Source organism: Pediococcus acidilactici DSM 20284 (assembly GCF_000146325.1).
GTDB classification, from domain to species: Bacteria; Bacillota; Bacilli; order Lactobacillales; family Lactobacillaceae; genus Pediococcus; species Pediococcus acidilactici.
The window spans coordinates 843194-867206 of the sequence record NZ_GL397067.1 but is presented as its reverse complement, the minus strand read 5'-3'; the positions used below and the strand labels follow the sequence as shown (position 1 = coordinate 867206).

Sequence of the window (24013 nt, the reverse complement as noted above, 5' to 3'; positions counted from 1 at the left end):
GGGAAACAACGTGGGGATTAAGAAATTTAAGCCAACAACGAATGCTCGTCGTGGCATGACACAATTGGACTACGCTGAAATTACAAAGAAGCGTCCAGAAAAGTCATTGTTGGAATCTCAAAGCCATTCAGCTGGTCGTAACAACTACGGTCGGATGACGGTTCGCCATCGTGGTGGTGGTAACAAGCGTCAATACCGGATCATCGACTTTAAGCGGATTAAAGACGATGTGCCAGCAACAGTTAAGGCAATCGAATATGATCCAAACCGTTCAGCTAACATTGCATTGCTTGTTTACGCTGATGGTGTTAAATCATACATCATTGCTCCTAAAGGTTTAAAAGTTGGCGACCAAGTTCAATCTGGACCTGAAGCCGACATTAAAGTAGGTAACGCGCTACCACTTGCAAACATTCCTGTTGGTACAGTTATCCACAATATTGAATTAAAACCAGGTAAGGGTGGACAACTTGTTCGTTCTGCTGGTACATCAGCTCAATTACTTGGTAAAGAAGGCAAGTATGCACTTGTTCGTCTTGCATCTTCAGAAGTTCGTATGATTCTTGCTACAAACCGTGCCACAATTGGTGCTGTAGGTAACGAAGAACACGAATTAATCAACGTTGGTAAAGCTGGTCGTAACCGTTACGCTGGTCAACGTCCACACGTTCGTGGTTCTGTAATGAACCCTAACGATCATCCACATGGTGGTGGTGAAGGTAAGGCACCTATCGGACGTCCATCTCCACTTTCTCCATGGGGTAAGAAAACAATTGGTAAGAAGACTCGTAACAAACATAACAAGTCAAACAAATTTATCGTTCGTGGTCGTAAACGCGGTCGCTTAGGTAATATCTAGAACAGTTTTCGAAGGAGGTCAAATTAATGGGTCGTAGTTTAAAAAAGGGACCATTCGCTGATGAACATCTTTTGAAGAAGATCGATGCACAAAAAGATCAAGAAAAGAAATCAGTTATCAAGACATGGTCACGTCGTTCAACAATTTTTCCAAGTTTCATCGGTTACACAATCGCTGTATACGATGGTAGAAAACATGTTCCAGTTTATATCCAAGATGATATGGTTGGTCATAAGCTTGGCGAATTTGTTCCAACTCGCACATTCCGTGGTCACGGTGGCGACGACAAAAAGACATCTGGAAAGTAAGGAGGATGAATCATGGCTGAACAAGTAACATCTGCACAGGCAACTGCAAAGACTGTTCGGATTGCCGCTCGTAAGGTTCGTCTCGTAGTCGATCTTATCAGAGGTAAAAGTGTCGCTGAAGCTTTTGCAATTCTTAAATTTACACCGCGCAGTGCTTCACCTATCGTAGAAAAGGTATTGAAGTCTGCAGTGGCGAATGCTGAAAATAACTTTGATTTGGATCGTGAAGATTTGGTAATTAGCAAAGTCTTTGTTAACGAAGGACCAACGTTGAAACGTTTCCGTCCACGTGCTAAGGGCTCGGCATCACCAATCAACAAACGGACAAGTCATATTACAGTTGTAGTATCAGAAAAATAGGAGGGATAACGCGTGGGTCAAAAAGTAAATCCTAATGGATTCCGTGTTGGTGTCATTCGTGATTGGCAAGCAAAATGGTATGCTGATAAAGACTTTGCTAAGTTCCTTGGCGAAGACATCAAGATTCGTGAATTTATCGCAAAGCAACTCACTGATGCTTCCGTATCTACTGTTGAAATTGAACGTGCTGCAAATCGTGTTAACATTTCAATTCACACTGCAAAACCAGGTATGGTTATCGGTAAAGGTGGATCAGAAGTTGAAAAGTTGCGTAAACAACTAAATGAATTAACTGGCAAACGTGTTCACATCAACATCGTTGAAATCAAGAAACCTGATCTTGAAGCAAAACTTGTTGGTGAAAACATTGCTGCTCAACTAGAAGGACGGGTTGCATTCCGTCGTGCTATGAAACAAGCTATGCAACGCTCAATGCGTGCCGGCGCTAAAGGTATTAAGACACAAGTTGCAGGTCGTCTAAACGGAGCCGACATGTCACGTGTAGAACACTATTCCGAAGGTAAGGTTCCTCTTCACACATTACGTGCTGATGTGGATTACGCTTGGGTTGAAGCTCGTACTACATACGGTCAACTTGGTGTTAAGACATGGGTTTACCGTGGTGAAATTTTACCTGAAGCAAAGGAAGCTAATAACAACTCTAAAGAACAAGGAGGGAAATAAGCATGTTAGTACCTAAGAGAGTAAAACATCGTCGCGAACATCGTGGACGGATGCGTGGAGCCGCTAAAGGCGGTAAGACAGTTACTTTTGGTGAATTCGGCTTACAAGCATTGACTTCATCATGGATTACTAACCGCCAAATTGAAGCTGCTCGTATCGCAATGACGCGTTACATGAAGCGTGGCGGTAAAGTTTGGATTAAGATTTTCCCTCATAAATCATACACATCTAAAGGTGTGGGTGTTCGTATGGGTAATGGTAAAGGTACTCCAGAAGGCTGGGTTGCACCAGTAAAACGCGAAAAGGTTATGTTTGAAGTTGCAGGTGTTCCTGAAGAAGTTGCCCGCGAAGCTCTTCGCTTGGCAGCTATGAAACTTCCTGTTAAGACAAAGATTATCGCACGCGAGGAAGTAGGTGGCGAATCAGATGAAGGCTAAAGAAATTAATGAATTAACCACTGACGAAATGATCAACAAGGAAAAAGAGTACAAGGACGAGTTATTCAACCTACGTTTCCAATTGGCAACTGGCCAACTTGAAAACACTGCTCGCCTTAAAGCTGTTCGCAAGAACATTGCGCGGATCAAAACTGCTCTACGTCAACAAGAATTAAACAAGTAAAAGAATACGAAGGGAGGACTTAGTCAATGAGTGAAGAACGTAACGCACGAAAGGTTTACCAAGGACGCGTAGTTTCTGACAAGATGGATAAGACTATCACAGTCCAAATCGATACTTACAAGACACATCCAGTTTACGGTAAACGTGTAAAGTACTCAAAGAAATATAAGGCACATGACGAAAATAACGCTGCAAAGAAGGGCGATATCGTAACAATCATGGAAACAAGACCTTTGTCTGCAACAAAGAGATTCCGTTTGCTTGATATCGTTGAAAAAGCAGTTATTATCTAGCTCATGTTTCGTATTCTGATACAAAATTGAAGGGAGGACACTAACTGTGATCCAACAAGAGAGTCGTTTGAAAGTTGCTGACAATTCTGGAGCACGTGAACTGTTGGTTATTAAGGTATTGGGTGGTTCCCGTGTTAAATTTGGTTACATTGGTGACGTTGTGGTTGCTACGGTTAAACAAGCAACACCAGGTGGCGTTGTCAAAAAAGGTGACGTTGTCAAAGCGGTTGTTGTTCGTACAAAACAAGGCGCACATCGTGCTGATGGTTCATACATCAAATTTGACGAAAATGCTGCAGTATTAATTAAAGATGATAAGAGTCCACAAGGAACACGTATCTTTGGCCCAGTTGCACGTGAATTACGTGATAAGGACTACATGAAGATTGTTTCTTTGGCTCCTGAAGTATTGTAATCGACCATCATAACGAAGGAGGTGCGCCATTAAATGTTCGTAAAAGTTGGCGACAAAGTTCGCGTAATCAGCGGAAAAGACAAGGGCAAGGAAGGTACCATCAAACAAACACTTGCTAAAAAGAACCGTGTTGTTGTTGAAGGCATTAACATGATTAAAAAACATCAAAAGCCTAACAATGCAAATCCTCAAGGTGGAATTCTTGATATTGAAGCACCAATCGATGTTTCAAACGTAATGCTTATCGATCCATCAACTAATGAACCAACTCGGGTTGGTTTCAAGGTTGTTGATGGTAAAAAAGTTCGTGTTTCTAAAAAAACTGGCGAAAGTATCGACAAGTAATCTAAACGGAGGGAGGAAAATAAATTCATGGCAAATCGTTTAAAAGAAAAGTTCGTTAACGAAATTACACCTGATCTAGTTAAGAAATTTGACTACACATCAGTTATGCAAGTACCAAAGATTGAAAAAATCGTTTTGAATATGGGTGTTGGTGATGCAGTTGCTAACTCAAAGAACCTTGATGAAGCTGTTGCTGAATTAGCACTTATTTCAGGACAAAAGCCACTTGTTACAAAGGCTAAAAAGTCAATTGCTGGATTCCGTCTTCGTGAAGGTATGTCAATTGGTGCCAAAGTTACACTTCGTGGTGAAAGAATGTATGACTTCTTAGACAAGTTGATCAACGTTTCATTACCTCGAGTTCGTGATTTCCACGGTGTTAGCCGTACTGCCTTTGATGGCCGCGGTAACTACACATTAGGTGTTCGCGAACAATTGATTTTCCCAGAAATCGATTTTGATAATGTTAACCGTGTTCGTGGTTTGGATATCGTAATCGTTACGACAGCAAACACTGACGAAGAATCACGTGAATTATTGGCAGAATTTGGAATGCCATTTGAAAAGTAAGCGAAGGGAGCAAACAAATTGGCTAAAAAATCATTAGTTGTAAAGAGTGAACGTCCTGCTAAGTTCTCAACTCAAGCATATACTCGTTGCGAACGTTGTGGCCGTCCACACTCTGTATACCGTAAATTCCATTTATGCCGTATTTGCCTTCGTGAATTAGCTCATGAAGGACAAATTCCTGGTATGAAGAAAGCTAGTTGGTAAAAAGAAATCAGAGTTAAAGGAGGGTAATACTGAATGTCTATGACAGATCCGATTGCAGACTTTCTTACTCGTATTCGTAATGCGAACATGGTTCGTCACGAATCTTTAGAAGTACCTGCATCAAAAATTAAGAAGGATATTGCTGAAATTCTTAAGAACGAAGGCTTTATCAAAGATGTTGAATATATTGACGATGACAAACAAGGCATCATTCGTGTATTCCTAAAATATGGAAAGAACAACGAACGAGTTATCTCTGGTTTGAAGCGTATTTCAAAACCTGGATTACGTTCATACGTAAAAGCTGATGAAGTTCCGAAGGTGTTGAATGGTTTGGGTATCGCAATCATCTCAACTTCTGAAGGTGTAATCACAGATAAAGAAGCACGCGCTAAGAAAATCGGTGGAGAAGTATTAGCTTACATCTGGTAATTTTTTAGATAAGGAGGTGCCGTTCAATGAGCCGTATCGGTAGAAAACCAGTTGAAGTTCCAGCTGGTGTTGAAATTAAACAAGACGGAAACGTCGTTACTGTTAAAGGACCTAAGGGTGAATTAACACGCACAATGAGTGCGGATATTAAAATGAACGTTGAAGGAAATGTTGTTACATTTGATCGTCCAAGCGATGATAACAAGATGCGCGCATTACATGGTACTACACGCGCTAACTTTAACAACATGGTTGAAGGAGTAACCAACGGTTTCGAAAAGAAACTCGAATTAGTCGGTGTTGGTTACCGTGCTCAACTTAAAGGTAAGAAGCTTGTTTTGAACCTAGGTTACTCAAACCCAGTTGAAATGGAAGCTCCTGAAGACCTTAAGGTAGAAGTACCTGACAACACACACATTAATATCAGTGGAATTAGCAAGCAACGCGTTGGTGATTTTGCCGCTGAAATCCGTGCCGTACGTTCACCAGAACCTTACAAAGGTAAAGGGGTTCGCTACGTTGGTGAATACGTTCGCCGCAAGGAAGGTAAGACAGGTAAGTAATCTAGCAGCTTGATATAGTTAGCTGATAATTTAAAAATATGAGGTGAAAATTTTGATTTCAAAACCAGATAAGAATAAGAAACGTCAACGTCGTCACGCACGTATTCGTTCAAAAATCTCTGGTACTGCAGAGTGCCCACGCTTAAATGTATATCGTTCTAACAAAAACATCTACGCTCAAGTAATTGATGACGTAGCGGGTGTAACGCTAGTTAGTGCCTCAACATTAGATAGCGAAGTTTCAGGTGGCTCAAAGACTGAAGCTGCTGCACAAGTTGGTGCTTTGGTTGCCAAGAGAGCTGTTGAAAAGAAAATCGAAAATGTCGTTTTTGATCGTGGTGGATACCTTTACCATGGTCGTGTGCAAGCTTTAGCTGAAGCTGCTCGCGAAAACGGACTTAAATTTTAAGGATAGGAGGGAAATACGTACATGTCTAAGTTTATCGATCCAGAAAAATTGGAATTGGAAGACCGCGTAGTTGCCATCAACCGGGTTACAAAGGTTGTTAAAGGTGGACGTCGTCTTCGTTTTGCTGCTTTAGTCGTTGTTGGTGACAAGAACGGTCATGTTGGTTTTGGTACTGGTAAAGCTCAAGAAGTTCCAGAAGCAATTCGTAAAGCAGTTGAAACTGCACGTAAGAGTTTGATCGAAGTTCCAATCGTTGGAACAACTCTCCCTCACGAAGCCATCGGTGTTTACGGTGGTGGACGGATTCTGATGAAGCCAGCTGCTGAAGGTTCTGGAGTTACTGCTGGTGGTGCTGTTCGTGCCGTTATGGAATTAGCCGGTGTTGATGATGTTACAAGTAAGCGTTTGGGTTCAAACACTCCAGTTAACGTTATCCGTGCTACTTTCGAAGGCCTTAAGAGCATGCGTAATGCAGAAGAAGTTGCTGCCCTACGTGGGGTTTCAGTCGATCATTTAGCTGAATAAGGAGGATATTCTGATGTCACAATTAAAAGTTACATTAATTAAAAGTGCCGCACATCGCCTCCCTAAACAAAGAAAAATTGTTAAGGAATTAGGTCTTGGCCGGGTTAACAGTTCGGTTGTCCTACCTAACAATGAGGCAACTCGTGGAGCAATTTTCCACATTGCACACTTAATCGAAGTCGAAGAAGTAAAATAATATTGTAAGATTGGAGGTTTCCTTGCATGAAGTTGAATGAATTAAAGCCTAGCGAAGGCTCACGGACTAGCCGCAAACGGATCGGCCGTGGTGATTCAAGCGGTAACGGTAAGACAGCTGGTCGTGGTCAAAAGGGACAAAAGGCACGTGGAAAAGTTCGTTTAGGTTTTGAAGGTGGCCAAATGCCTCTTTACCGTCGGATTCCAAAACGTGGTTTTACAAACATTAACCGCAAAGAATATGCAATTGTTAATCTTGATGCACTTAACGTATTTGACGAAGGTGCTGAAATTACACCTGAAGCATTGCTTAAGGCTGGTATCATCAAGAAACAACTTAGCGGTGTTAAAATTCTCGGTAATGGTGAAGTTTCAAAGAAATTCACTGTTAAAGCTCAAAAATTCTCTGCGAGTGCTGTAAAGGCAATCGAAGCTGCTGGTGGTAAGACCGAGGTGATTTAATGTTTTCGACCGTCATCAATGCTTTAAAAGTGAAGGATATCCGTCATAAGATATTCTTCACACTTGGTATTTTGATTGTATTTCGGTTAGGATCATACATCACCGTTCCGGGAGTTAATGCGCATGCTTTGCAAAGCATTTCCTCTTCGGGATTAGTTGGAATTCTTAATACCTTTAGTGGTGGCGGATTGACAAACTACTCCATTTTCGCAATGGGAGTTTCTCCATACATTACGGCACAAATTATTGTTCAATTGTTACAAATGGACATTGTTCCAAAATTTGTGGAATGGAGTAAGCAAGGTGAGGTTGGTCGTCGGAAGCTTAATCAAGCAACCCGGTGGTTAACAATCGTCCTTGCTTTTGCGCAATCAATCGGAATCACTGCTGGTTTTAACTACTTGAGTCAAATGAATTTAGTTGAAACACCAAATGTACACACCTTCTTAACCATCGGGTTGATTTTAACAGCGGGAACGATGTTAACAACTTGGTTAGGAGATATGATTACAGAACGGGGTATTGGTCAAGGGGTTTCAATGATCATCTTCGCAGGGATCATTGCCCGGACACCAACTGGAATTCAACAAATTTATACTGAACAGTTTGTTAATACGCCGAAAAGTCAGTGGGGCCAAAGCTTCTTGTATGTTGGATTAATTTTACTTGCTGTTTTAGCCATTGTTATTTTCGTAACTTGGGTACAACAAGCAAGCCGTAAAATTCCAATCCAATATACACGCCGGGCTTCGGGCGCATCTGACAGCAGTTACTTACCATTAAAAGTTAACGTTGCGGGAGTTATTCCGGTAATTTTTGCTAGTTCGTTTATTTCAACTCCCCAGACCATCTTAATGGCGTTTGCTTCATCTCATTCAGAAGATGATTGGTACAATATCTTGACCAACGTGTTTAATATGCAAACCACGGATGGCGCAATCTTATACACCGTGTTAATCGTCTTGTTCACGTTCTTCTACGCATTTGTTCAGGTTAATCCCGAAAAATTAGCGGAGAATTTACAAAAGCAAGGCAGTTACATCCCAGGTGTTTGGCCTGGGAAGAAAACGCAAAGCTACGTTTCGAGTCTTTTGATTCGGTTGAGCGTAGTCGGAGCACTTTTCTTAGGTTTAGTTGCGTTAATTCCGTTACTTGCATCTAACATCTTTGGTTTAGATGAATCGATTGGATTGGGTGGAACAAGCTTACTAATCGTGGTCGGAGTTGCAATTCAGTTGTTTGACCAACTTGAAGGTCTAATGATGAAACGAGAATACATCGGGTTTATTCGTAACTAATTCGTCGTTTAGCAATGAAGGAGAATTACTAATGACTAAATTAAACCTCGTTTTGATGGGTTTGCCTGGTGCTGGTAAAGGTACCCAAGCTCAAAAGATTATTGAGGATTTTAAAATTCCGCACATCTCCACCGGTGACATTTTCCGTGAAGCAATGAAAAATGAAACCAAGATGGGGATTGAAGCTAAAAAGTTCATCGATAAGGGTGAACTAGTTCCCGATAGTGTAACTAACGGGATTGTCGAAGATCGTCTAGCAATGGACGATGTCAATGATGGTTTTATGCTTGATGGTTTCCCTCGAAACCTCGAACAAGCTAAGGCGTTAGACGAAATGACATCTCGCTTAAATAAACCATTGACGGCAGTGATCAACATTCATGTTGAACCTGAAGTCTTGGTTGAAAGACTATCTGGCAGATTTATTTGTAAGAATTGTGGAGCTACTTATCATAAGCTCTACAATCCACCAAAGGTTGAAGGAACTTGTGATGTTTGCGGACATCATGAATTCTATCAACGTGAGGACGACAAGCCAGAAACGGTAAAAAATCGAATTGCCGTTAACACAAAACTTAACGCGCCTTTGATTGATTACTATGAAGAAAAGCATCTCCTTTACAATATTAATGGCGATCAGGATATCAACGATGTTTATTCTGAAGTCAAAAAAGTATTAGAGGCTCTCTAATTTCGTGCTTGTTGGTACTATAGATAACGTTCATTGTTTGCAAATAGTTTTTTCGTATGGTAAGCTGATTCAGGTTTAGCTTCGGAATACATATTTTGAAGCTTTTTGTTGGTTTTTACTGTTAGAAAAGTTAATTAGGAGGCACAAATTTAGTGGCTAAAGATAATGTCATTGAAATTGAGGGCAAAGTCAAAGAAACTATGCCTAATGCGATGTTTAAAGTAGAGCTTGAAAATGGTCATGAAATTCTTGCCCACGTTTCGGGTAAGATTCGGATGCATTACATCAAGATTCTACCTGGAGATCGGGTTACGGTTGAGATGTCGCCGTACGATCTTACCAAGGGTCGCATTACCTATCGTTTCAAATAAGTTTTATTCGTTTAGGAGGATTTATTCATGAAGGTACGTCCATCAGTTAAGCCAATGTGTGAACATTGCAAGATCATTAAACGTAAAGGACGCGTTATGGTAATTTGCTCAGCAAATCCTAAGCACAAACAGCGTCAAGGAAAATAATTATTATACTTGGAGGTGAAATTTAATGGCCCGTATTGCAGGTGTTGATTTACCACGTGACAAGCGTATTGTCATCGGTTTGACATATATTTACGGTATTGGTAACACTACCGCTCAAAAAATCTTAAAGGACGCAGATGTTTCTGAAGATGTTCGCGTTCGCGATTTAACAGCAGATCAAGAAGACAAGATTCGTGCAGAAGTAGACAAGTATCTTGTTGAAGGTGATCTTCGTCGTACAGTTAGTCTCAATATCAAACGTCTCCAAGAAATCGGTTCATACCGTGGTATGCGTCATCGTCGTGGTTTGCCAGTTCGTGGACAACACACGAAGAATAACGCTCGGACACGTAAAGGTAAGAAAGTTTCTATCGCAGGTAGAAAAAAATAATTAAAGGAGGCTAAACATTTATGGCAACGAAAAGAAATACTCGTAAGCGTCGAGTAAAAAAGAATATTGAATCTGGAGTAGCTCATATCCATTCAACATTCAACAATACTCTGGTTATGATTACAGACCCTCAAGGTAACGCAGTTGCTTGGTCATCTGCTGGTGCACTTGGTTTCAAGGGTAGTCGTAAGTCGACTCCATTTGCTGCTCAAATGGCTTCAGAAGCTGCTGCAAAGGCTGCTATGGAACATGGTATGAAGAATGTTGAAGTTGCTGTTAAAGGACCTGGTTCTGGTCGTGAAGCTGCAATTCGTGCTCTCCAAGCAACTGGGCTTGAAGTAAGCGCAATTCGTGATGTTACACCAGTTCCTCATAACGGATCTCGTCCTCCAAAGCGCCGTCGTGTATAGAGTTCGGTTCTGTTTGAGGGCAAACTTTATAATGCATTCAAAGTCGAAATGCAGACTGCGTTTTGAAAGGGGTAAAAATTAGAATGATCGAATTTGAGAAGCCAAAAATTCATAAAATTGACGAAAATGACAATTATGGCCGATTTGTTATTGAACCCTTAGAACGGGGATATGGTACAACGCTTGGTAATTCACTTCGTCGAATCCTATTATCGTCGCTTCCAGGAGCAGCGATTACCAGTGTTCAAATTGATAACGTGTTACACGAATTCTCCACTATTGAAGGTGTTGTAGAAGACGTTACACAAATTATTTTGAACCTAAAGAAGGTTTCCTTAAAGATTGAATCTGATGACGAAAAGACGTTAGATATCAACGTAGTGGGACCTGCCAACGTTACTGCTGGTGATATTATGGGAGACGGTGATGTTACGGTTCTCAATCCAGATTCACCAATTTGTACTGTTGCAGAAGGAACGACATTCCATGCCGTTTTAACTGCTGATACTGGCCGTGGATATACTTCTGCGGACGAAAACAAGGCTCGAAAGGCGGATATGCCAATTGGCGTATTGCCAATCGATTCTATTTATACCCCAATTGAACGTGTTAATTATCAAGTTGAAAAAACTCGTGTTGGTCAACGAGATGACTACGATAAACTTACGCTCGATATTTGGACTGATGGTTCGATCACTCCTAGTGAGGCAACAAGTTTATCTGCTAAAATTTTAACTGAACACCTTGCTATCTTTGTAAACCTTAATGACCAGGCTAAAGAGACTGAAATTATGGTGGAAAAAGAAGAAACTCACAAGGAAAAAATGCTTGAAATGACAATCGAAGAGTTAGATCTTTCGGTTCGCTCATACAATTGCTTAAAACGAGCAGGTATTAACAGTGTTCAAGAATTAACTGATCGCACTGAGGCTCAAATGATGAAAGTTCGTAACCTTGGACGTAAATCACTTGTTGAAATCCAAGAAAAACTGAATGCTTTGGGCTTGAGTTTCCGTTCAGAAGACTAATCATAAGGAGGGTTCCCATAGATGAGTTATCGTAAATTAGGTCGTACAAGCTCCCAACGTAAAGCGTTGCTTCGCGATCTTACAACAGAATTAATTGTTAATGAAAAGATCGTTACAACTGAAGCCCGTGCTAAGGAAGTACGTTCTACAACTGAAAAAATGATTACATTGGGTAAGCGTGGCGACTTACATGCCCGTCGTCAAGCTGCAGCATTTGTTCGTAACGTCGTTGCTGATGTTACAGAAGATGGTGAAGATGTTAAAGTTTCTTCAGCACTTCAAAAATTATTTGCTGAATTGGCTCCACGTTATGCTGATCGTAATGGTGGATATACTCGTATCTACAAAACGATGCCACGCCGCGGAGACGGTGCCCCAATGGTTGTCTTAGAATTAGTTGACTAATTCTAAGCAATTATAAGAATAACAAAATCTATCACTAAGATATTGGTAGGGTGTTACGATGCTGGAGAAATCCGAGTCTAGCCCACGGCGAGTTTACGGACTTGCTACCTTTATCTTCAGTGATTTTTTTTGTATACAATGATAAAATTAGTTCCATATTGTATCGGGAGAGTAGGACTGTGGAAAACATTATTGAAGTAAAGCATCTTACGTATAAATACGCTAATAATGGTGATAAAAAAGCACTGGATGATGTCTCGGTCGCTATTCAAAAGGGAACCTGGACGGCAATTGTTGGACATAACGGGAGCGGTAAAAGCACCTTAGCACGCACAATTGACGGATTGATGACGTTTCGGGAAGGCACGGTCACGGTAGCCGGAATTCCCCTTAGTGAGGATACGGTATGGGACGTCAGAAAAAAGATTGGCATGATTTTTCAGAATCCAGACAATCAGTTTGTTGGCGCCACGGTGGAAGATGACGTGGCCTTTGGACTGGAAAACTTAGGAATTCCTACTGCGGAGATGCACCAGATTGTTGAGCAGGTGCTTACTCAGGTGCGAATGAGTGACTTTAAGTCCCGGCAACCCGACCAGTTGTCTGGTGGGCAAAAACAGCGGGTGGCGATTGCCGGAGTGTTGGCGGCTAAACCGGAAATTATGATTTTGGACGAGGCCACCAGCATGCTTGATCCACAGGGACGCACGGAAATTATTCAACTAATCAACCAAGTGCACCAACAACAAGATTTAACCGTTCTTTCAATTACCCATGACGTTAGCGAAGCAATGCTAGCCGATCAGGTAATTGTATTAAATGACGGTAAAGTAGTCACCACGGGTACCCCTCAAGCGGTTTTTGCGGACAACCAGCTTTTAGAGCAGACTGGGCTAGAAAAGCCCTTTAGCGGTCAGCTCTATGACGAACTCGTGGCCCATGGATTCAACGTGCCACCAGCATTAAAAATGAACGAAGCTGAATTGGAGGAATGGGTATGTCAATTAAGTTCAAATCAGTAAGCTACGTTTACCAAGCCCATACTCCTTTTGAAAACCTGACGTTAAGGGACGTTGATTTAACAATTCCTACTGGCTCGTATACCGCAATCATTGGCCACACTGGTAGTGGAAAGTCGACGCTGATTCAGCACGTTAATGGTCTATTGAAGCCCACGACGGGGACGGTCGAGGTTGATAATCAAGTAATTGATGCAACCACAAAAAATAAGGCACTGGTGGCTCTAAGGCAGCACGTGGGAATTGTTTTTCAATTTCCTGAAAGTCAGTTATTTGCGGAAACCGTGTTGGACGACGTTAAATTCGGTCCGCTAAATTTTGGTTTAAGTGACGCGGAAGCGACTCAACGAGCTCAGCAGGCACTTGCAAAGGTACACATGCCCGAAAACACTTGGCAAAAATCACCTTTTGAATTATCGGGTGGGCAAATGCGTCGGGTGGCAATTGCCGGAATTTTAGCAACCAACCCGGCAATCTTAATTTTGGACGAGCCCACGGCAGGTCTGGATCCGCAGGGACGGACCGAAATGATGGAGCTTTTTGCGGAATTACATGAACAAGAGCACTTAACAATCCTGTTAGTGACCCACCAGATGGATGACGTTGCCAACTATGCCGATCAGGTTGTGGTAATGGATGACGGACAAATTATTAAGGTGGGGAGTCCCCGAGCCGTTTTCAGCGCTCCAGAGTGGTTATTAGAACACCAGTTAGGGCTGCCCCAGGTTACGGAGTTTGCCCAACGGTTAATGCAACGTGGATTCCACTTCGACCCAGTTCCGCTGCAAATGGGCGAACTAATTGAACAGCTTAAGCAGAACGGGGGTCGTGCACGTGAATAAGATTTTATTTGGGCGGTACATTCCCGGTCATTCTTTTATCCATCGAATGGATCCGCGCGCTAAGCTAATTTTAAGTTTGGTATACATTGTCGCCGTATTTCTTGCCAATAGTTGGGCAGCTTACCTAGCAAGCTTTGTTTTAGCAATGGTGATTATCGCAGCGTCGGCAATTGGTCCACGTTTCTTTTGGGACGGGGTAAAGCCGTTAATTGGGGTCATTTTACTGACGATGATTATCCAGGTGTTCTTTGGTGTCGGGGGTCACGTCTACTGGCATTGGGGAATTCTGTCCATAACCAGCAACGGACTTTTAAATGCCGTGTACATTGCGATAAGGTTTATTTTAATTATTCTAGTTTCTACCGTACTTACACTGACAACTTCTCCCTTGGAAATTTCGGGAGCGATTGAAGCCATTTTTATGCCGCTAAAGAAAGTGCACTTCCCAGTTTACGAAATGGCGTTAATGCTGTCGATTGCTTTGCGGTTTGTGCCAACATTAATCGACGAGACGGAAAAGATTTTAAATGCACAACGGTCCCGGGGGGCTGATTTTAGCTCTGGGTCGATTTTGGTGCGTTTAAAGAAGCTCGTAGCCATCCTCATTCCACTGTTTGAAAGTGCCTTTAGTCGCGCTGAGGAGCTCGCTACGGCGATGGAATCGCGCGGTTACCAAGGTGGAGAAGGGCGCAGTAAGTATCGGGTTTTAAATTATACAAAAAATGATATTATCGGGACGGTAACGATGCTGCTTGCAGCAGTAGTGATTATCGCCCTTAGAAGATGAGGTTGACATGCGTTATAAGATTACAATGGCTTACGATGGAACTAACTTTGCGGGCTTTCAAGCGCAGCCTAACCAACGAACGGTTGAGGGAGTTTTAAAACGCGCGGTGAATAAAATTGCAAAGAACCCCCAACCTGAAATTCCAATTTTCGGTTCTGGTCGAACGGACGCCGGAGTCCACGCCTTCGGTCAGGTAGTGCATTTTGATCTGCCAATTGAAATGACGGCCAATAACATGTTGCACGCGTTGAACAGTATTTTACCGTTAGATACGCAGGTAAAAAAGGTGGAGATCGTGGACGAAGACTTTCACGCACGCTTTACCACCCATGGCAAACGATATCAGTACCGGATGGCGTTAGGGGAATTTGTTGACCCGTTTAAACGCAATTACACCGGACATTGGAAATTTCCGATTAGCATTGAATTGATTCAACAAGCAATTAAAGATTTAGAGGGCACCCACGACTTTTCTAGTTTTGTGGCTTCCGGAAGCACGGCCAAAAATCACGTGCGGACCATTTACGAGGCCAAGGCTTGGAAGGATGAAGCCCAAAACGAAATTATTTTTGAATTTTATGGCAATGGTTTTTTATATAACATGGTGCGAATCATGGTGGCCGTTTTAGTTGAAATTGGTAGTAAACGGCGGCCGGTGGATGATATCCCGCGGCTTTTGGCGGTCAAGGATCGCAATCAAGCCCGGGGAACTGCCCCAGCAAGTGGGTTATATTTAAAAGAAGTCGATTATTAGATTTTTGATTGACTTTAACCGGGACTGTCAATATAATGGAAGTTGGTATTGTTTACCTCCACAAAATAAGCCCCGGAAACTTATTATAGTTGAGTTAAACAAAACAGAAATTGGAGGAAATTCAAGTGCGTACAACATATATGGCTAAACCAGGTGAAGTAGAACGTAAATGGTATGTCGTTGATGCGACCGATGTTCCTTTGGGACGTCTTTCAACAGTTGTTGCATCTATTTTACGTGGTAAGAACAAACCAACATACACTCCTAATGTGGATACTGGTGACTTCGTTATCGTTATTAATGCAAACAAGGTTAAGTTGACTGGTCACAAGGCGACAGACAAGATCTACTACCACCACACATTGCATCCAGGTGGTTTGAAGATGAAGACTGCAGGTGAAATGCGTGAAAAGACTCCTGAACGCTTGATTGAAACATCAGTTAAGGGTATGCTTCCACACAACTCACTAGGTCGTAAGCTTGGTTTGAAGTTGCATGTTTATGCTGGTACAGATCATAAACATCAAGCTCAAAACCCAGAAAAGCTTGACATCACGAACTTAATTTAAGGAGGAAATGAATTTTGGCTGAAGCACAATATCGCGGCACTGGCCGTCGTAAAAACTCCGTTGCTCGTGTACGTCTTGTACCGGGAACCGGTAAAATCACTGTAAACGATCGTCCAATCGAAGAATACATTCCATTTGCAAACTTACGTCAAGTAGTTATCCAACCATTCGGCGTAACTGAAACAAACGGCAACTATGACGTTATTGCTAACGTTAATGGTGGTGGATTCTCCGGACAAGCTGGCGCAATCCGTCATGGTATTGCTCGTGCTCTTTTGGATGTTGATCCTGATTTCCGTGCACCTTTGAAGAAGGCTGGTTTACTTACACGTGACCCTCGTATGAAGGAACGTAAGAAGTACGGTCTTAAGAAAGCTCGTAAGGCTGCACAATTCTCAAAACGTTAATCGTTACTATACACAACGATTACAACACCTTCCAGGAATGGAGGGTGTTTTTTTGTGCAGTCATAACTGCGACTAGTAATTAAGTTGTCATGTTATCTATTTTGGAATGGAAACTTAACGATAAAATAGAACGGGCCTCTTTGAAGTTAAATTATTTTTATTGAAGAATATAAAGGTGATTATCATTTAATAAAGAACGTTTTATTCCGGGATGCTAACCGTTGGAGGAATTTTAATAACTTTTAAAAAGCCGATCGTGAAGCATTAAAATACCGGGTAAATCATTTAAATGGTAGAATTGATAAAAACTACGAGGAGGGGAAAGTATGAAAATTAACATTCACCGCTCGGCAAATAATCGGTTATTGGCTGGAGTTTTGGGAGGACTATCGGAGCATTACGGATGGAATGCCAGTCACGTTCGAATAATTTACCTACTTTTAAGCTTCACACCGATTTTTCCGGGAATCATCGTGTACTTGATTTTATGGTTATTAATGGAAAGTCCCGTGGATTACTCAAAAAAACGTAAAATAATTAATTAGTTGTAGTAAGAAAAATAATGAAATTGGTCTGGTTGCTTTTAGAAGATAAAATCAACCAGACTTTTTATTTGGATTCTTACTGCAATTTACGCTTAAGTGTGTTATTCTGGAACCGAAAAAGGGTGGTTGGAGGTGAGCGGAGATGTGAAATTAAATAGTGGTAAATGCCGCAAATACAATGCTTTTTAGCGATGTTGATAGAATATTCTACCCTGGATTTAAAACGATAACTTAGTGAAGCAAGGTACGTTTGAATAAGTAAAATGTACCGGTTTAATGATCGTCGTTAAGTTGTTCACAAAAGAAGGGAATGGAATCTTATGAAAATTGGTATACCTAAAGAAATTAAGGCGCAAGAGCAACGAATCGGAGCTTCTCCAAATACGGTGGCAAATTTAGTTCAGGCCGGACATGAAGTAGTTATTGAAAAAGGTGCAGGCATTGGTTCGGGTTATTCTGACGAGACTTATGAAAATATGGGTGCAAAGCTGGGCTTCGTAGAAGACGTTTGGAACTGCGAAATGGTTATGAAGGTTAAAGAACCGTTACCGGCAGAATACCAATACTTCCGTCCAGGATTGATCATTTACACTTATTTTCATCTGGCAGCGGATCGCCGACTAACTGAAGCACTGTTGAAAAGCAAAGTTACTAGCATTGCTTACGAGACCATGGTTGGGCCAGCCGGCGATTTACCACTGCTTTTTCCAATGAGTGAAATTGCTGGGAGAATGTCAGTCCAAGTAGGAGCTCACTTCTTAGAGCGACCGCATTCTGGAAAGGGCGTCCTGTTATCGGGAGTTACCGGAGTGGCTCGGCGGAAAGTAGCAATCATCGGTGCCGGAACCGTAGGGTTTAATGCCGCCAAAATTGCGGTAGGACTTGGTGCTCAAGTAACTATTTTGGATATTAATGCGCAACGCTTAGCTGAAGTTGATAATATTTTCAACGGTAATATCCAAACCTTGTCATCAAACTCCCATAACATTGCAAGGGCGGTTAAGGAAGCTGACTTGGTAATCGGAGCGGTGTTGATTCCGGGAGCGTTGGCGCCGAAGTTAGTTACTACCGCAATGATTGATAGTATGGAGCCGGGATCAGTGGTGGTAGACATTCCAATTGATCAAGGTGGAATTTTTGAAACTAGTGTTAAAGCAACCACGTTGGACGATCCAATCTACGTATCTCACGGGGTGATCCATTATACGGTTGCTAACGTGCCGGGGTCGGTGCCTAAAACCGCTACGGATGCATTAACTAGCGCAACGGTTCGTTACGCAGTGATGATTGCTAACCAGGGAGTGGAAGCGGCGGCCGCTAATCAAACCGTTCTGACTGGAATTAACACTTTCAATGGACAATTAACTTCTAAGGCGGTTGCGGATAGTCTAAATATCGAATACACACCGTTTATGAGTTAGTTGATGATCTTATGAAAAATAGAATTAATTTAGATCTTATCTTTAAAAGTGCTGCTAAAAGTGAAGCAGAACGAACGCTGAGTTTGTTTGATTTATCAATTTTGGGAATTGGCGCGATTATTGGGACTGGAATTTTGGTGTTAACCGGAATTGTTGCAGCCATTACCGCCGGGCCAGCGGTGGTTTTCTCCTTTTTAATTGCAGCGTTGGCTAGTGGACTAATTGGGCTATGCTATTCCGAATTGGCAACAACGATCCCTAATTCGGGAAGCGCTTACGTTTATGCTTGGGTTAGCATTGGTCAACTCGTAGGTTTTTTAGCAGGTTGGACCTTATTAGGTGTGTACGTGACTACGGCAGCTACAGTTGCAAATGGTTGGACCGGCTATGTTCATTCATTTTTGCATGAAGTGGGAGTTAACTTGCCCCACCAACTGTTAGTGGCGCCGTCCATGGGAGGTTGGATGAATTTACCAGCCTTTTTGATGATCCTTTTAATCACCTTCGTTTTAACGAAGGGGACGGGAGAAAGTAAGTGGATCAATAACGCGCTGGTTTTAGTGAAGTTGACGATCATTTTGCTATTTATCGTGGTGAGCGTCCCCAATGTCAAGACGGGTAATTGGAGTTCCTTTAATCCGTATGGAATTAAGGGGATTGTCACGGGAGCTTCGACCGTTTTCTTCACGTTTCTTGGATTTGACGCGCTAGCAACTTCAGCTGAAGACGCTAAAAATGTGCGTCATAACCTCCCGCGCGCGATTATCATCTCGTTAGTGGTAACCACCTCGCTTTACATTGTGGTCAGCATGGTAATGACCGGAGTGGTGGCTTATCCACACCTAAACGTTTCGGAAGCAATGGCGTATGTTTTATTGAGCAAGGGGCATGATTTAGCGGCGCAAGTGGTTTCCGCAGGAGCTATTTTGGGGATTATGGCGGTAGTTTACGCGTTTATTTACGCTAACTCCAACGTCATGAAGGCGATGAGCCGGGGCGGATTCTTACCCCAAAACTGGGCAAAACTAAACCCCAAAACGCAAAGTCCTAACTTAGCATTGTGGATTAGTGGATGTTTTGCGGCGTTGCTAGCCGGCTTTTTCGATTTACGAAATCTAGCGTTGATTGCTAACGTGGGCTCGTTATCGGTATTTTTCTTAATTTCCTTAATCGTGATTTTATTACGTCGGCAGTATCCGGATTTGCCACGACCCTTTAGAATCCCGTTTGGGAACGTAATCCCAATCGCTGCGATGTTAATTTGTGCGCTTTTATTGGCTAATATTACTTTTTCGGCATGGGAGTTTTATTTAGGATGGCTCGTGGTAGGATTTGCACTGTACGAACTATATTCTAAAAATCACATTATTGAACGGACCGATCCTTGAACGGTCAAACAAGTGGCAACTTTGCTTAAGCATACGGATGCGAGGGCTAGGAACTAATTAAGTTCCTAGCTTTTTTACTTGACCAACACGAACACTTGTTCGATAATGGTGATGAATAAGTTAATTTAAAGGTGGCAATTAGCAGATGGATTATCGAAAGGAACCCCGGGGCGTGTTTTTTCTGATTGATAATAAATCCTTTTACGCCAGCGTGGAGGCGGTTCAGCGGGGGCTTAACCCACTAAGGGCGGTGATGGTGGTAATGTCGGAACAAGCTAATACTAACGGAGGATTAGTGTTGGCAACTTCCCCGATGGCTAAAAAACTGTTTAATTTGCACGCAAACGTCTCTCGCCAACGGGATTTGCCTAATACGAAGCAGTTGTTAGTAGTTCCGCCGCGGATGAACCTCTATATTCAAAAGAATCTGCAAATTAACAATATTTTTCGGCAGTTTGTCGCTGATGAAGATTTGTTGCCATATTCAATTGATGAATCAATTTTAGACGTTACCCGTTCGTGGCAATTATTTGGCCGAACTCCGCGGGAAGTTGCCCAAAAAATCCAACGCACCGTTTGTGAACAACTGGGGCTCTACACCACGATTGGAATTGGGGATAACCCGGTGCAAGCAAAGTTAGCGCTTGATCTTTACGCGAAAAAAAGTCCCGCGCTAATTGGCGAGATTCATTATGAAAGCGTGGCTCAAAAAATTTGGCCAATTACTAACTTAACGGAAGTTTGGGGAATCGGTAAACGCACTGAACGGCGGTTGAATCGGTTAGGGATCAATACAATGGCAGACCTTGCTCACGCCAATCCCTTTAAGCTAAAAGAAGCGTTAGGAATTATTGGCTGGCAACTTTACGCAACCGCGTGGGGGATTGACCGTAGTAAATTACAACAGCCGATCCAGCCTAAGGATAGTAGTGTGGGGAATTCGCAGGTTTTACCCCGCGATTATTGTCAACAGTTAGAAATTGAGACGGTAATCAAGGAAATTGGAGAACAGGTAGCAGCCCGGTTACGCCATCGCCAAAAGCAGACCCGGTGCATTTCATTAGGGATTGGTTTTTCCTACGCGGCCAGCGTTGAGGATGGACGGGGCGGTTTTCACGTGGCCCAAAAAATTACGCCTACTAACGAAAATTTTGCGCTTACGCATGTCCTGATTCAGCTTTTTCGAGAAAATTGGCAAGGAGAAGCGGTGCGAAATATTGCCGTTTATGCAAGTAAATTAGCTCCCGCAACTGGCCAGCAACTAGATTTATTTCACTCAGCTACCCAGCAGATTAAGCATTACGATATCGAAAAAGCCGTGGACAAAATTCGCCAGCAGTATGGTTTTAAAGCGCTAGTATACGCACGAAGTAAAACTCCGGGGGCTACGGCGATTAACCGTGCCGGCTTGGTAGGAGGCCATAATGGCGGAAACGCGTACGAATAGTTTAATTACGGTTCTTTAGGAGAAAATTATAATGCGATACGATCGATTTACGGAAGCGGATGTACAAGAATTTTTTGATTATTATTACGTTGACCGGGGCATCATTAAATGGCAGGGATACTATTTATCTGACCATTTAAATGCGTTGAAAAGGGATGCTGAACAGCGAACGGCAAAACTACAATGGGATGAAAAACACTATGGGATCGGAGAAGAACCAGGGAAGGGGTCGTAAAAAAAGAACGTCCCGAGGAGGACGTTCAGCGGTTAGAAAGAAAAGATAACTCGATATATTTTTTGAGTGCGGAGAAGCATTAAAAAATACAAGCGAATTCGCAACTTTATGTTGCAACATTATAATAAGACAAATTGAGATTAGGTGCGTCTCAATTTTTTTAGTTTTTGAGCTAAAATTACAAAAAAGATGATAATGATATAAGGGATAACTTTTATTTAAGGTATATCATTTTCGCCTGGAGATAAATGGGATTCTGAAACGAATATTTGTAAGGCGTAATAAATTAAATGTGTAACAACGTTATCAAAAATTTAAACTTTATTTTGGCAAAAGTAAAACCGCAATGAGTCTGCACGACTACATTGCGGATGAAAACATTGCAGCAGTAGTAGAAGTTTATCTTCACGTTGGCTGACATGAATCACGGCATATGGGGAATACCTAACTTCGGACAAGACTACTGCAATGATGTTTAAAATATAATTGCTAAATTTATAGTTAGTTATCAATAAGGATAATGCAACTAATTGATAGTGAACTGATATTTAATCGATTAACTCAGACATCTTTAAAAAAGATTTCTAAAGGTACGTTAAAATGCTCATGAATCAATTTGACTTCAGAGAGCTTAAATTCACTTGCGCCGTTTAACTTACGGTTCAGGGTGGTCCGACCAATGCCTAAAAAATTTGCGACCGTTTCCTGTTTAATTTGATTTTCTTTTAGATAAGCTAAGACGCCGCGAAAATCCCGGTAGTTATCACACAAAAAAATCACCATCCAATTAGTTCGATTTTTTGTTCCTTTTAAAGATTCCTCTTGTGGGATTATAACCCTAAAAGGGTCTCCTTAGCAATGCTTTGTACTCTATTCGGTATAAATGTACTAGAATTAATACATCTAGTAGTAAGGAGGATTTACCTTTGATTTTTGGAACTATACTGAAAAATGCACGAAAGCAACGAAATCTGTCACAAATCGAGTTGATTCGTAGTATTCATGATGAGTATGGAATTGACATATCAACTAGTATGCTTTCTCGTTATGAAGATGAATTAACTCCAGTACCGCGACGAATGTCAATTGAAGCGCTATTTGCATTGGCAGTTTATTTAGACTTGGATTTAAATGAATTAGCACGTGAAGAAATTAAACAAATCAGCAGTAAAAAACACCATTAACAAAGCTAGGACAACCTCCTGATTTGTTAATGGTGAATTAGTATAGAGAATAATGGTATATCGGGTAGTTTACGAGTGCTAACTGAAAATTAATAATTATGGCTAAACTTGACATAATTACCATTCCAAGTAAGCAGGGTAAACTGGTTTTTAACGTACCTTTTGAACTTATTTTTAAAATCAACAAAACTAAAATGCTTTTCAAGAACTTAAAAATTCTTGAAAAGCATTTTTTAGTCTATTTTTGTTAGGAAGGCGTAGGGGCTTAATTATCGCGATCAGTTGAGTAATGCTCGTCTTGGTGTTGTTTAGCGAGGTCCACGCTACGGTAATAGTGCGCAGTCAGCCACATGCCGGCCCCGCCAGCTTGAGTAAGGACGGTGAACGGCTGTCCGCCATCTTTTTCGGTACTAGTATAAAAGTACGTGCCGTCTCCAGCACCTTGATACCAGCCGCGGACGTTGACTACTTGCGAAACTTTGCTAGGGTCGTCAAATAAACTTTCAGAAGGGATGTTTAACCCTCCAGCACCCCAATCGGTTTTAGCAGGATCGGGTTTTCCGTCGCCATTCAATACTTTCATGTCGGCTGCGGTACGGGAAGCTCCGTCGTAGGTCGGGGTTTTCACGCCGTCCGTATTAAGGAGGTTACCAGTAACGACTAATTTTTCGATTTTGCCATCGTCATCAGCAGAATACCAAGTTCCCTGCATCCATTGTGGAAAAACAAACTTAACGTAATGGTGCGTAGGAGCTACCGCTTTTTTAGAAGATGAGGACTTATTTGGCAACGCTACTTGCTGGCCCGCAACAATCTTAGCGAATCCTTGCCTAAGCGTCTGATTCTCAGTAGTGGTGAAGTGGGTAAGGTTGTCTGGCATTCCTTGATTTTGGGAAGTGTGGTACACGACGGGTTTGCCATCTTTAATGGCAAACAGGTAAACGTGACCGCCTAAGGTACCTTGTCCGGGATCTTCATATACTGCTACGACATTAACGCGATAATGTCCCTTCCCAGTGGGTGCCCATCCGGCAGAAAGCTTTTGATCGTCAAAAGCAGTGCGTCGCTGTTTGAGATCGTCAGGGTAATGCAATCCGGCGTAAGTGGTGTTATGCCCGGGAGTACAAGCAGTATAACTTTGATCCATCGTTTGACCGAAGGATTCCATAAAGCTGCTAAGTTGTTCAGCTTTCCGTGGATCCCACAGCGCGCTTGGGGTTGCTTTGTGGGTGGTTGAGCGTGCTTGACTCGATTTAGTGAGGTCCGTTGCGGTATTTTGGTGCACGGACGATGATGAAGAATTAGAATTTCCGCAGGCGGTTAGTAATAAGGCTCCCATTCCAATACTAGCTAACCAGCCGAAAGTTTGTTTTAAATTCTGCAAAATTACTCCTCCAAACTGAATAATTGTTTACAGTTTATAGTGTAC

Annotated in this window: 39 protein-coding genes; 37 read left to right on the top strand and 2 right to left on the bottom strand. The window is 42.0% G+C overall.

Annotated features, from left to right (window positions below; all coding sequences use genetic code 11):
* The first annotated feature begins 10 nt into the window (after nt 1-10).
* The 36 genes from rplB to HMPREF0623_RS04190 all read left to right on the top strand — a co-directional run bounded on the left by rplB (nt 11) and on the right by HMPREF0623_RS04190 (nt 21400).
* Nucleotides 11-859: a 50S ribosomal protein L2 gene (gene rplB, locus HMPREF0623_RS04360; protein WP_002832272.1), complete on the top strand. Its 849-nt coding sequence runs from the start codon at nt 11-13 to the stop codon at nt 857-859.
* Nucleotides 860-885: 26 nt separating this feature from the next.
* Complete coding sequence (rpsS, locus tag HMPREF0623_RS04355; RefSeq protein WP_002832271.1) at nt 886-1167, top strand: 30S ribosomal protein S19; 282 nt, start codon at nt 886-888, stop codon at nt 1165-1167.
* Between the two features lie 12 nt (nt 1168-1179).
* Complete coding sequence (gene rplV, locus HMPREF0623_RS04350) at nt 1180-1527, top strand: 50S ribosomal protein L22 (RefSeq protein WP_002832270.1); 348 nt, start codon at nt 1180-1182, stop codon at nt 1525-1527.
* A 12-nt stretch (nt 1528-1539) separates the two neighbouring features.
* The gene (gene rpsC / locus HMPREF0623_RS04345; protein ID WP_004165509.1) at nt 1540-2211 is read left to right on the top strand and encodes a 30S ribosomal protein S3; all 672 of its coding nucleotides are present in this window, start codon (nt 1540-1542) and stop codon (nt 2209-2211) included.
* A gap of 2 nt (nt 2212-2213) precedes the next feature.
* Nucleotides 2214-2648, top strand: coding sequence for a 50S ribosomal protein L16 (rplP, locus tag HMPREF0623_RS04340; protein WP_002832268.1), 435 nt, complete (start codon nt 2214-2216; stop codon nt 2646-2648).
* Nucleotides 2638-2832 carry a 50S ribosomal protein L29 gene (rpmC, locus tag HMPREF0623_RS04335; RefSeq protein ID WP_002832266.1) on the top strand — a complete coding sequence of 65 codons (195 nt, stop codon included), beginning with the start codon at nt 2638-2640 and terminating at the stop codon, nt 2830-2832. The genes rplP and rpmC overlap by 11 nt, the downstream gene beginning before the upstream one ends.
* A 26-nt stretch (nt 2833-2858) precedes the next feature.
* A complete protein-coding gene (gene rpsQ, locus HMPREF0623_RS04330) occupies nt 2859-3125 on the top strand; it encodes a 30S ribosomal protein S17 (RefSeq protein WP_002832265.1) in 267 nt (88 codons plus the stop codon).
* A 46-nt stretch (nt 3126-3171) separates the two neighbouring features.
* A complete protein-coding gene (gene rplN / locus HMPREF0623_RS04325) occupies nt 3172-3540 on the top strand; it encodes a 50S ribosomal protein L14 (protein ID WP_002832263.1) in 369 nt (122 codons plus the stop codon).
* Nucleotides 3541-3573: 33 nt separating this feature from the next.
* Nucleotides 3574-3885, top strand: a complete 312-nt coding sequence (gene rplX, locus HMPREF0623_RS04320) for a 50S ribosomal protein L24 (RefSeq protein WP_002832262.1) — start codon at nt 3574-3576, stop codon at nt 3883-3885.
* Between the two features lie 27 nt (nt 3886-3912).
* A complete protein-coding gene (rplE, locus tag HMPREF0623_RS04315; RefSeq protein WP_002832261.1) occupies nt 3913-4455 on the top strand; it encodes a 50S ribosomal protein L5 in 543 nt (180 codons plus the stop codon).
* An 18-nt stretch (nt 4456-4473) separates the two neighbouring features.
* Nucleotides 4474-4659 (top strand): type Z 30S ribosomal protein S14, encoded by a 186-nt coding sequence (locus HMPREF0623_RS09405; protein WP_002832260.1) that lies wholly within the window; start codon nt 4474-4476, stop codon nt 4657-4659.
* 33 nt (nt 4660-4692) lie between these two features.
* Entirely contained in the window at nt 4693-5091 is a 399-nt protein-coding gene (rpsH, locus tag HMPREF0623_RS04310; RefSeq protein ID WP_002832258.1) for a 30S ribosomal protein S8, read from the top strand.
* A gap of 26 nt (nt 5092-5117) precedes the next feature.
* Entirely contained in the window at nt 5118-5654 is a 537-nt protein-coding gene (gene rplF, locus HMPREF0623_RS04305; protein ID WP_002832257.1) for a 50S ribosomal protein L6, read from the top strand.
* 43 nt (nt 5655-5697) lie between these two features.
* A complete protein-coding gene (gene rplR, locus HMPREF0623_RS04300; protein WP_004166087.1) occupies nt 5698-6063 on the top strand; it encodes a 50S ribosomal protein L18 in 366 nt (121 codons plus the stop codon).
* A gap of 21 nt (nt 6064-6084) precedes the next feature.
* Complete coding sequence (rpsE, locus tag HMPREF0623_RS04295; RefSeq protein ID WP_002832255.1) at nt 6085-6588, top strand: 30S ribosomal protein S5; 504 nt, start codon at nt 6085-6087, stop codon at nt 6586-6588.
* A gap of 13 nt (nt 6589-6601) precedes the next feature.
* Nucleotides 6602-6784 (top strand): 50S ribosomal protein L30, encoded by a 183-nt coding sequence (gene rpmD / locus HMPREF0623_RS04290; RefSeq protein ID WP_002832254.1) that lies wholly within the window; start codon nt 6602-6604, stop codon nt 6782-6784.
* 26 nt (nt 6785-6810) lie between these two features.
* Complete coding sequence (gene rplO, locus HMPREF0623_RS04285; RefSeq protein ID WP_002832253.1) at nt 6811-7245, top strand: 50S ribosomal protein L15; 435 nt, start codon at nt 6811-6813, stop codon at nt 7243-7245.
* On the top strand, nt 7245-8543 hold the full coding sequence (gene secY, locus HMPREF0623_RS04280; RefSeq protein WP_002832252.1) for a preprotein translocase subunit SecY: 1299 nt from the start codon (nt 7245-7247) through the stop codon (nt 8541-8543). The genes rplO and secY overlap by 1 nt, the downstream gene beginning before the upstream one ends.
* A 31-nt stretch (nt 8544-8574) precedes the next feature.
* Entirely contained in the window at nt 8575-9234 is a 660-nt protein-coding gene (locus HMPREF0623_RS04275; RefSeq protein ID WP_002832251.1) for an adenylate kinase, read from the top strand.
* 152 nt (nt 9235-9386) lie between these two features.
* The gene (gene infA, locus HMPREF0623_RS04270; RefSeq protein ID WP_002832250.1) at nt 9387-9605 is read left to right on the top strand and encodes a translation initiation factor IF-1; all 219 of its coding nucleotides are present in this window, start codon (nt 9387-9389) and stop codon (nt 9603-9605) included.
* Between the two features lie 27 nt (nt 9606-9632).
* Entirely contained in the window at nt 9633-9752 is a 120-nt protein-coding gene (rpmJ, locus tag HMPREF0623_RS04265) for a 50S ribosomal protein L36 (protein WP_002832248.1), read from the top strand.
* A gap of 25 nt (nt 9753-9777) precedes the next feature.
* Nucleotides 9778-10143 carry a 30S ribosomal protein S13 gene (rpsM, locus tag HMPREF0623_RS04260; RefSeq protein ID WP_002832247.1) on the top strand — a complete coding sequence of 122 codons (366 nt, stop codon included), beginning with the start codon at nt 9778-9780 and terminating at the stop codon, nt 10141-10143.
* 20 nt (nt 10144-10163) lie between these two features.
* The gene (gene rpsK, locus HMPREF0623_RS04255; RefSeq protein ID WP_002832246.1) at nt 10164-10553 is read left to right on the top strand and encodes a 30S ribosomal protein S11; all 390 of its coding nucleotides are present in this window, start codon (nt 10164-10166) and stop codon (nt 10551-10553) included.
* 83 nt (nt 10554-10636) lie between these two features.
* A complete protein-coding gene (locus HMPREF0623_RS04250; protein WP_002832245.1) occupies nt 10637-11581 on the top strand; it encodes a DNA-directed RNA polymerase subunit alpha in 945 nt (314 codons plus the stop codon).
* Nucleotides 11582-11602: 21 nt separating this feature from the next.
* Nucleotides 11603-11986: a 50S ribosomal protein L17 gene (gene rplQ, locus HMPREF0623_RS04245; RefSeq protein ID WP_002832244.1), complete on the top strand. Its 384-nt coding sequence runs from the start codon at nt 11603-11605 to the stop codon at nt 11984-11986.
* A gap of 179 nt (nt 11987-12165) precedes the next feature.
* On the top strand, nt 12166-13008 hold the full coding sequence (locus HMPREF0623_RS04240; RefSeq protein ID WP_036671276.1) for an energy-coupling factor transporter ATPase: 843 nt from the start codon (nt 12166-12168) through the stop codon (nt 13006-13008).
* A complete protein-coding gene (locus HMPREF0623_RS04235) occupies nt 12984-13847 on the top strand; it encodes an energy-coupling factor ABC transporter ATP-binding protein (RefSeq protein WP_004165505.1) in 864 nt (287 codons plus the stop codon). The genes HMPREF0623_RS04240 and HMPREF0623_RS04235 overlap by 25 nt, the downstream gene beginning before the upstream one ends.
* Nucleotides 13840-14634 (top strand): energy-coupling factor transporter transmembrane component T family protein, encoded by a 795-nt coding sequence (locus tag HMPREF0623_RS04230; protein ID WP_005918860.1) that lies wholly within the window; start codon nt 13840-13842, stop codon nt 14632-14634. The genes HMPREF0623_RS04235 and HMPREF0623_RS04230 overlap by 8 nt, the downstream gene beginning before the upstream one ends.
* 7 nt (nt 14635-14641) lie before the next feature.
* Nucleotides 14642-15388 (top strand): tRNA pseudouridine(38-40) synthase TruA, encoded by a 747-nt coding sequence (gene truA / locus HMPREF0623_RS04225; protein ID WP_002832238.1) that lies wholly within the window; start codon nt 14642-14644, stop codon nt 15386-15388.
* A gap of 125 nt (nt 15389-15513) precedes the next feature.
* Nucleotides 15514-15957 (top strand): 50S ribosomal protein L13, encoded by a 444-nt coding sequence (gene rplM / locus HMPREF0623_RS04220; protein WP_002832237.1) that lies wholly within the window; start codon nt 15514-15516, stop codon nt 15955-15957.
* 14 nt (nt 15958-15971) lie between these two features.
* Nucleotides 15972-16364, top strand: a complete 393-nt coding sequence (gene rpsI, locus HMPREF0623_RS04215) for a 30S ribosomal protein S9 (protein ID WP_002832236.1) — start codon at nt 15972-15974, stop codon at nt 16362-16364.
* Between the two features lie 326 nt (nt 16365-16690).
* Complete coding sequence (locus HMPREF0623_RS04210) at nt 16691-16909, top strand: PspC domain-containing protein (RefSeq protein WP_002832235.1); 219 nt, start codon at nt 16691-16693, stop codon at nt 16907-16909.
* Between the two features lie 320 nt (nt 16910-17229).
* Nucleotides 17230-18330: an alanine dehydrogenase gene (ald, locus tag HMPREF0623_RS04205; RefSeq protein ID WP_004166082.1), complete on the top strand. Its 1101-nt coding sequence runs from the start codon at nt 17230-17232 to the stop codon at nt 18328-18330.
* 11 nt (nt 18331-18341) lie between these two features.
* The gene (locus tag HMPREF0623_RS04200) at nt 18342-19718 is read left to right on the top strand and encodes an APC family permease (protein ID WP_004165501.1); all 1377 of its coding nucleotides are present in this window, start codon (nt 18342-18344) and stop codon (nt 19716-19718) included.
* Between the two features lie 145 nt (nt 19719-19863).
* Nucleotides 19864-21165, top strand: coding sequence for a Y-family DNA polymerase (locus tag HMPREF0623_RS04195; RefSeq protein ID WP_004165500.1), 1302 nt, complete (start codon nt 19864-19866; stop codon nt 21163-21165).
* Nucleotides 21166-21196: 31 nt separating this feature from the next.
* Complete coding sequence (locus tag HMPREF0623_RS04190) at nt 21197-21400, top strand: hypothetical protein (protein ID WP_002832231.1); 204 nt, start codon at nt 21197-21199, stop codon at nt 21398-21400.
* Nucleotides 21401-21961: 561 nt separating this feature from the next.
* Here the strand turns inward: HMPREF0623_RS04190 and HMPREF0623_RS04185 are convergent.
* Complete coding sequence (locus HMPREF0623_RS04185) at nt 21962-22183, bottom strand: helix-turn-helix domain-containing protein (RefSeq protein ID WP_002832230.1); 222 nt, start codon at nt 22181-22183, stop codon at nt 21962-21964.
* 203 nt (nt 22184-22386) lie between these two features.
* Between HMPREF0623_RS04185 and HMPREF0623_RS04180 the strand changes: the two genes are divergently transcribed.
* Entirely contained in the window at nt 22387-22584 is a 198-nt protein-coding gene (locus tag HMPREF0623_RS04180; RefSeq protein ID WP_229785784.1) for an XRE family transcriptional regulator, read from the top strand.
* Nucleotides 22585-22849: 265 nt separating this feature from the next.
* On the opposite strand, the gene HMPREF0623_RS04170 is transcribed toward HMPREF0623_RS04180, so the two are convergent.
* On the bottom strand, nt 22850-23968 hold the full coding sequence (locus HMPREF0623_RS04170) for a DUF4767 domain-containing protein (protein WP_004166080.1): 1119 nt from the start codon (nt 23966-23968) through the stop codon (nt 22850-22852).
* Between the last annotated feature and the right edge of the window lie 45 nt (nt 23969-24013).

Excerpts from the sequence above, each read along its gene's own strand:
- rpsS (WP_002832271.1), top strand. The coding sequence starts at position 886 with ATGGGTCGTAGTTTAAAAAAGGGACCATTCGCTGATGAACATCTTTTG.
- rplQ (WP_002832244.1), top strand. The coding sequence starts at position 11,603 with ATGAGTTATCGTAAATTAGGTCGTACAAGCTCCCAACGTAAAGCGTTG.
- HMPREF0623_RS04235 (WP_004165505.1), top strand. The coding sequence starts at position 12,984 with ATGTCAATTAAGTTCAAATCAGTAAGCTACGTTTACCAAGCCCATACT.
- HMPREF0623_RS04195 (WP_004165500.1), top strand. The coding sequence starts at position 19,864 with ATGGATTATCGAAAGGAACCCCGGGGCGTGTTTTTTCTGATTGATAAT.
- rplP (WP_002832268.1), top strand. The coding sequence starts at position 2,214 with ATGTTAGTACCTAAGAGAGTAAAACATCGTCGCGAACATCGTGGACGG.
- HMPREF0623_RS04200 (WP_004165501.1), top strand. The coding sequence starts at position 18,342 with ATGAAAAATAGAATTAATTTAGATCTTATCTTTAAAAGTGCTGCTAAA.
- HMPREF0623_RS04190 (WP_002832231.1), top strand. The coding sequence starts at position 21,197 with ATGCGATACGATCGATTTACGGAAGCGGATGTACAAGAATTTTTTGAT.
- rpmC (WP_002832266.1), top strand. The coding sequence starts at position 2,638 with ATGAAGGCTAAAGAAATTAATGAATTAACCACTGACGAAATGATCAAC.
- HMPREF0623_RS04275 (WP_002832251.1), top strand. The coding sequence starts at position 8,575 with ATGACTAAATTAAACCTCGTTTTGATGGGTTTGCCTGGTGCTGGTAAA.
- rpsQ (WP_002832265.1), top strand. The coding sequence starts at position 2,859 with ATGAGTGAAGAACGTAACGCACGAAAGGTTTACCAAGGACGCGTAGTT.
- truA (WP_002832238.1), top strand. The coding sequence starts at position 14,642 with ATGCGTTATAAGATTACAATGGCTTACGATGGAACTAACTTTGCGGGC.
- rpsE (WP_002832255.1), top strand. The coding sequence starts at position 6,085 with ATGTCTAAGTTTATCGATCCAGAAAAATTGGAATTGGAAGACCGCGTA.
- secY (WP_002832252.1), top strand. The coding sequence starts at position 7,245 with ATGTTTTCGACCGTCATCAATGCTTTAAAAGTGAAGGATATCCGTCAT.
- rplE (WP_002832261.1), top strand. The coding sequence starts at position 3,913 with ATGGCAAATCGTTTAAAAGAAAAGTTCGTTAACGAAATTACACCTGAT.
- rplO (WP_002832253.1), top strand. The coding sequence starts at position 6,811 with ATGAAGTTGAATGAATTAAAGCCTAGCGAAGGCTCACGGACTAGCCGC.
- rpsK (WP_002832246.1), top strand. The coding sequence starts at position 10,164 with ATGGCAACGAAAAGAAATACTCGTAAGCGTCGAGTAAAAAAGAATATT.
- HMPREF0623_RS04210 (WP_002832235.1), top strand. The coding sequence starts at position 16,691 with ATGAAAATTAACATTCACCGCTCGGCAAATAATCGGTTATTGGCTGGA.
- ald (WP_004166082.1), top strand. The coding sequence starts at position 17,230 with ATGAAAATTGGTATACCTAAAGAAATTAAGGCGCAAGAGCAACGAATC.
- rpsH (WP_002832258.1), top strand. The coding sequence starts at position 4,693 with ATGTCTATGACAGATCCGATTGCAGACTTTCTTACTCGTATTCGTAAT.
- rpmD (WP_002832254.1), top strand. The coding sequence starts at position 6,602 with ATGTCACAATTAAAAGTTACATTAATTAAAAGTGCCGCACATCGCCTC.
- rplF (WP_002832257.1), top strand. The coding sequence starts at position 5,118 with ATGAGCCGTATCGGTAGAAAACCAGTTGAAGTTCCAGCTGGTGTTGAA.
- HMPREF0623_RS04185 (WP_002832230.1), bottom strand. The coding sequence starts at position 22,183 with ATGGTGATTTTTTTGTGTGATAACTACCGGGATTTTCGCGGCGTCTTA.
- rplX (WP_002832262.1), top strand. The coding sequence starts at position 3,574 with ATGTTCGTAAAAGTTGGCGACAAAGTTCGCGTAATCAGCGGAAAAGAC.
- rplV (WP_002832270.1), top strand. The coding sequence starts at position 1,180 with ATGGCTGAACAAGTAACATCTGCACAGGCAACTGCAAAGACTGTTCGG.
- rpmJ (WP_002832248.1), top strand. The coding sequence starts at position 9,633 with ATGAAGGTACGTCCATCAGTTAAGCCAATGTGTGAACATTGCAAGATC.
- HMPREF0623_RS04250 (WP_002832245.1), top strand. The coding sequence starts at position 10,637 with ATGATCGAATTTGAGAAGCCAAAAATTCATAAAATTGACGAAAATGAC.
- rpsM (WP_002832247.1), top strand. The coding sequence starts at position 9,778 with ATGGCCCGTATTGCAGGTGTTGATTTACCACGTGACAAGCGTATTGTC.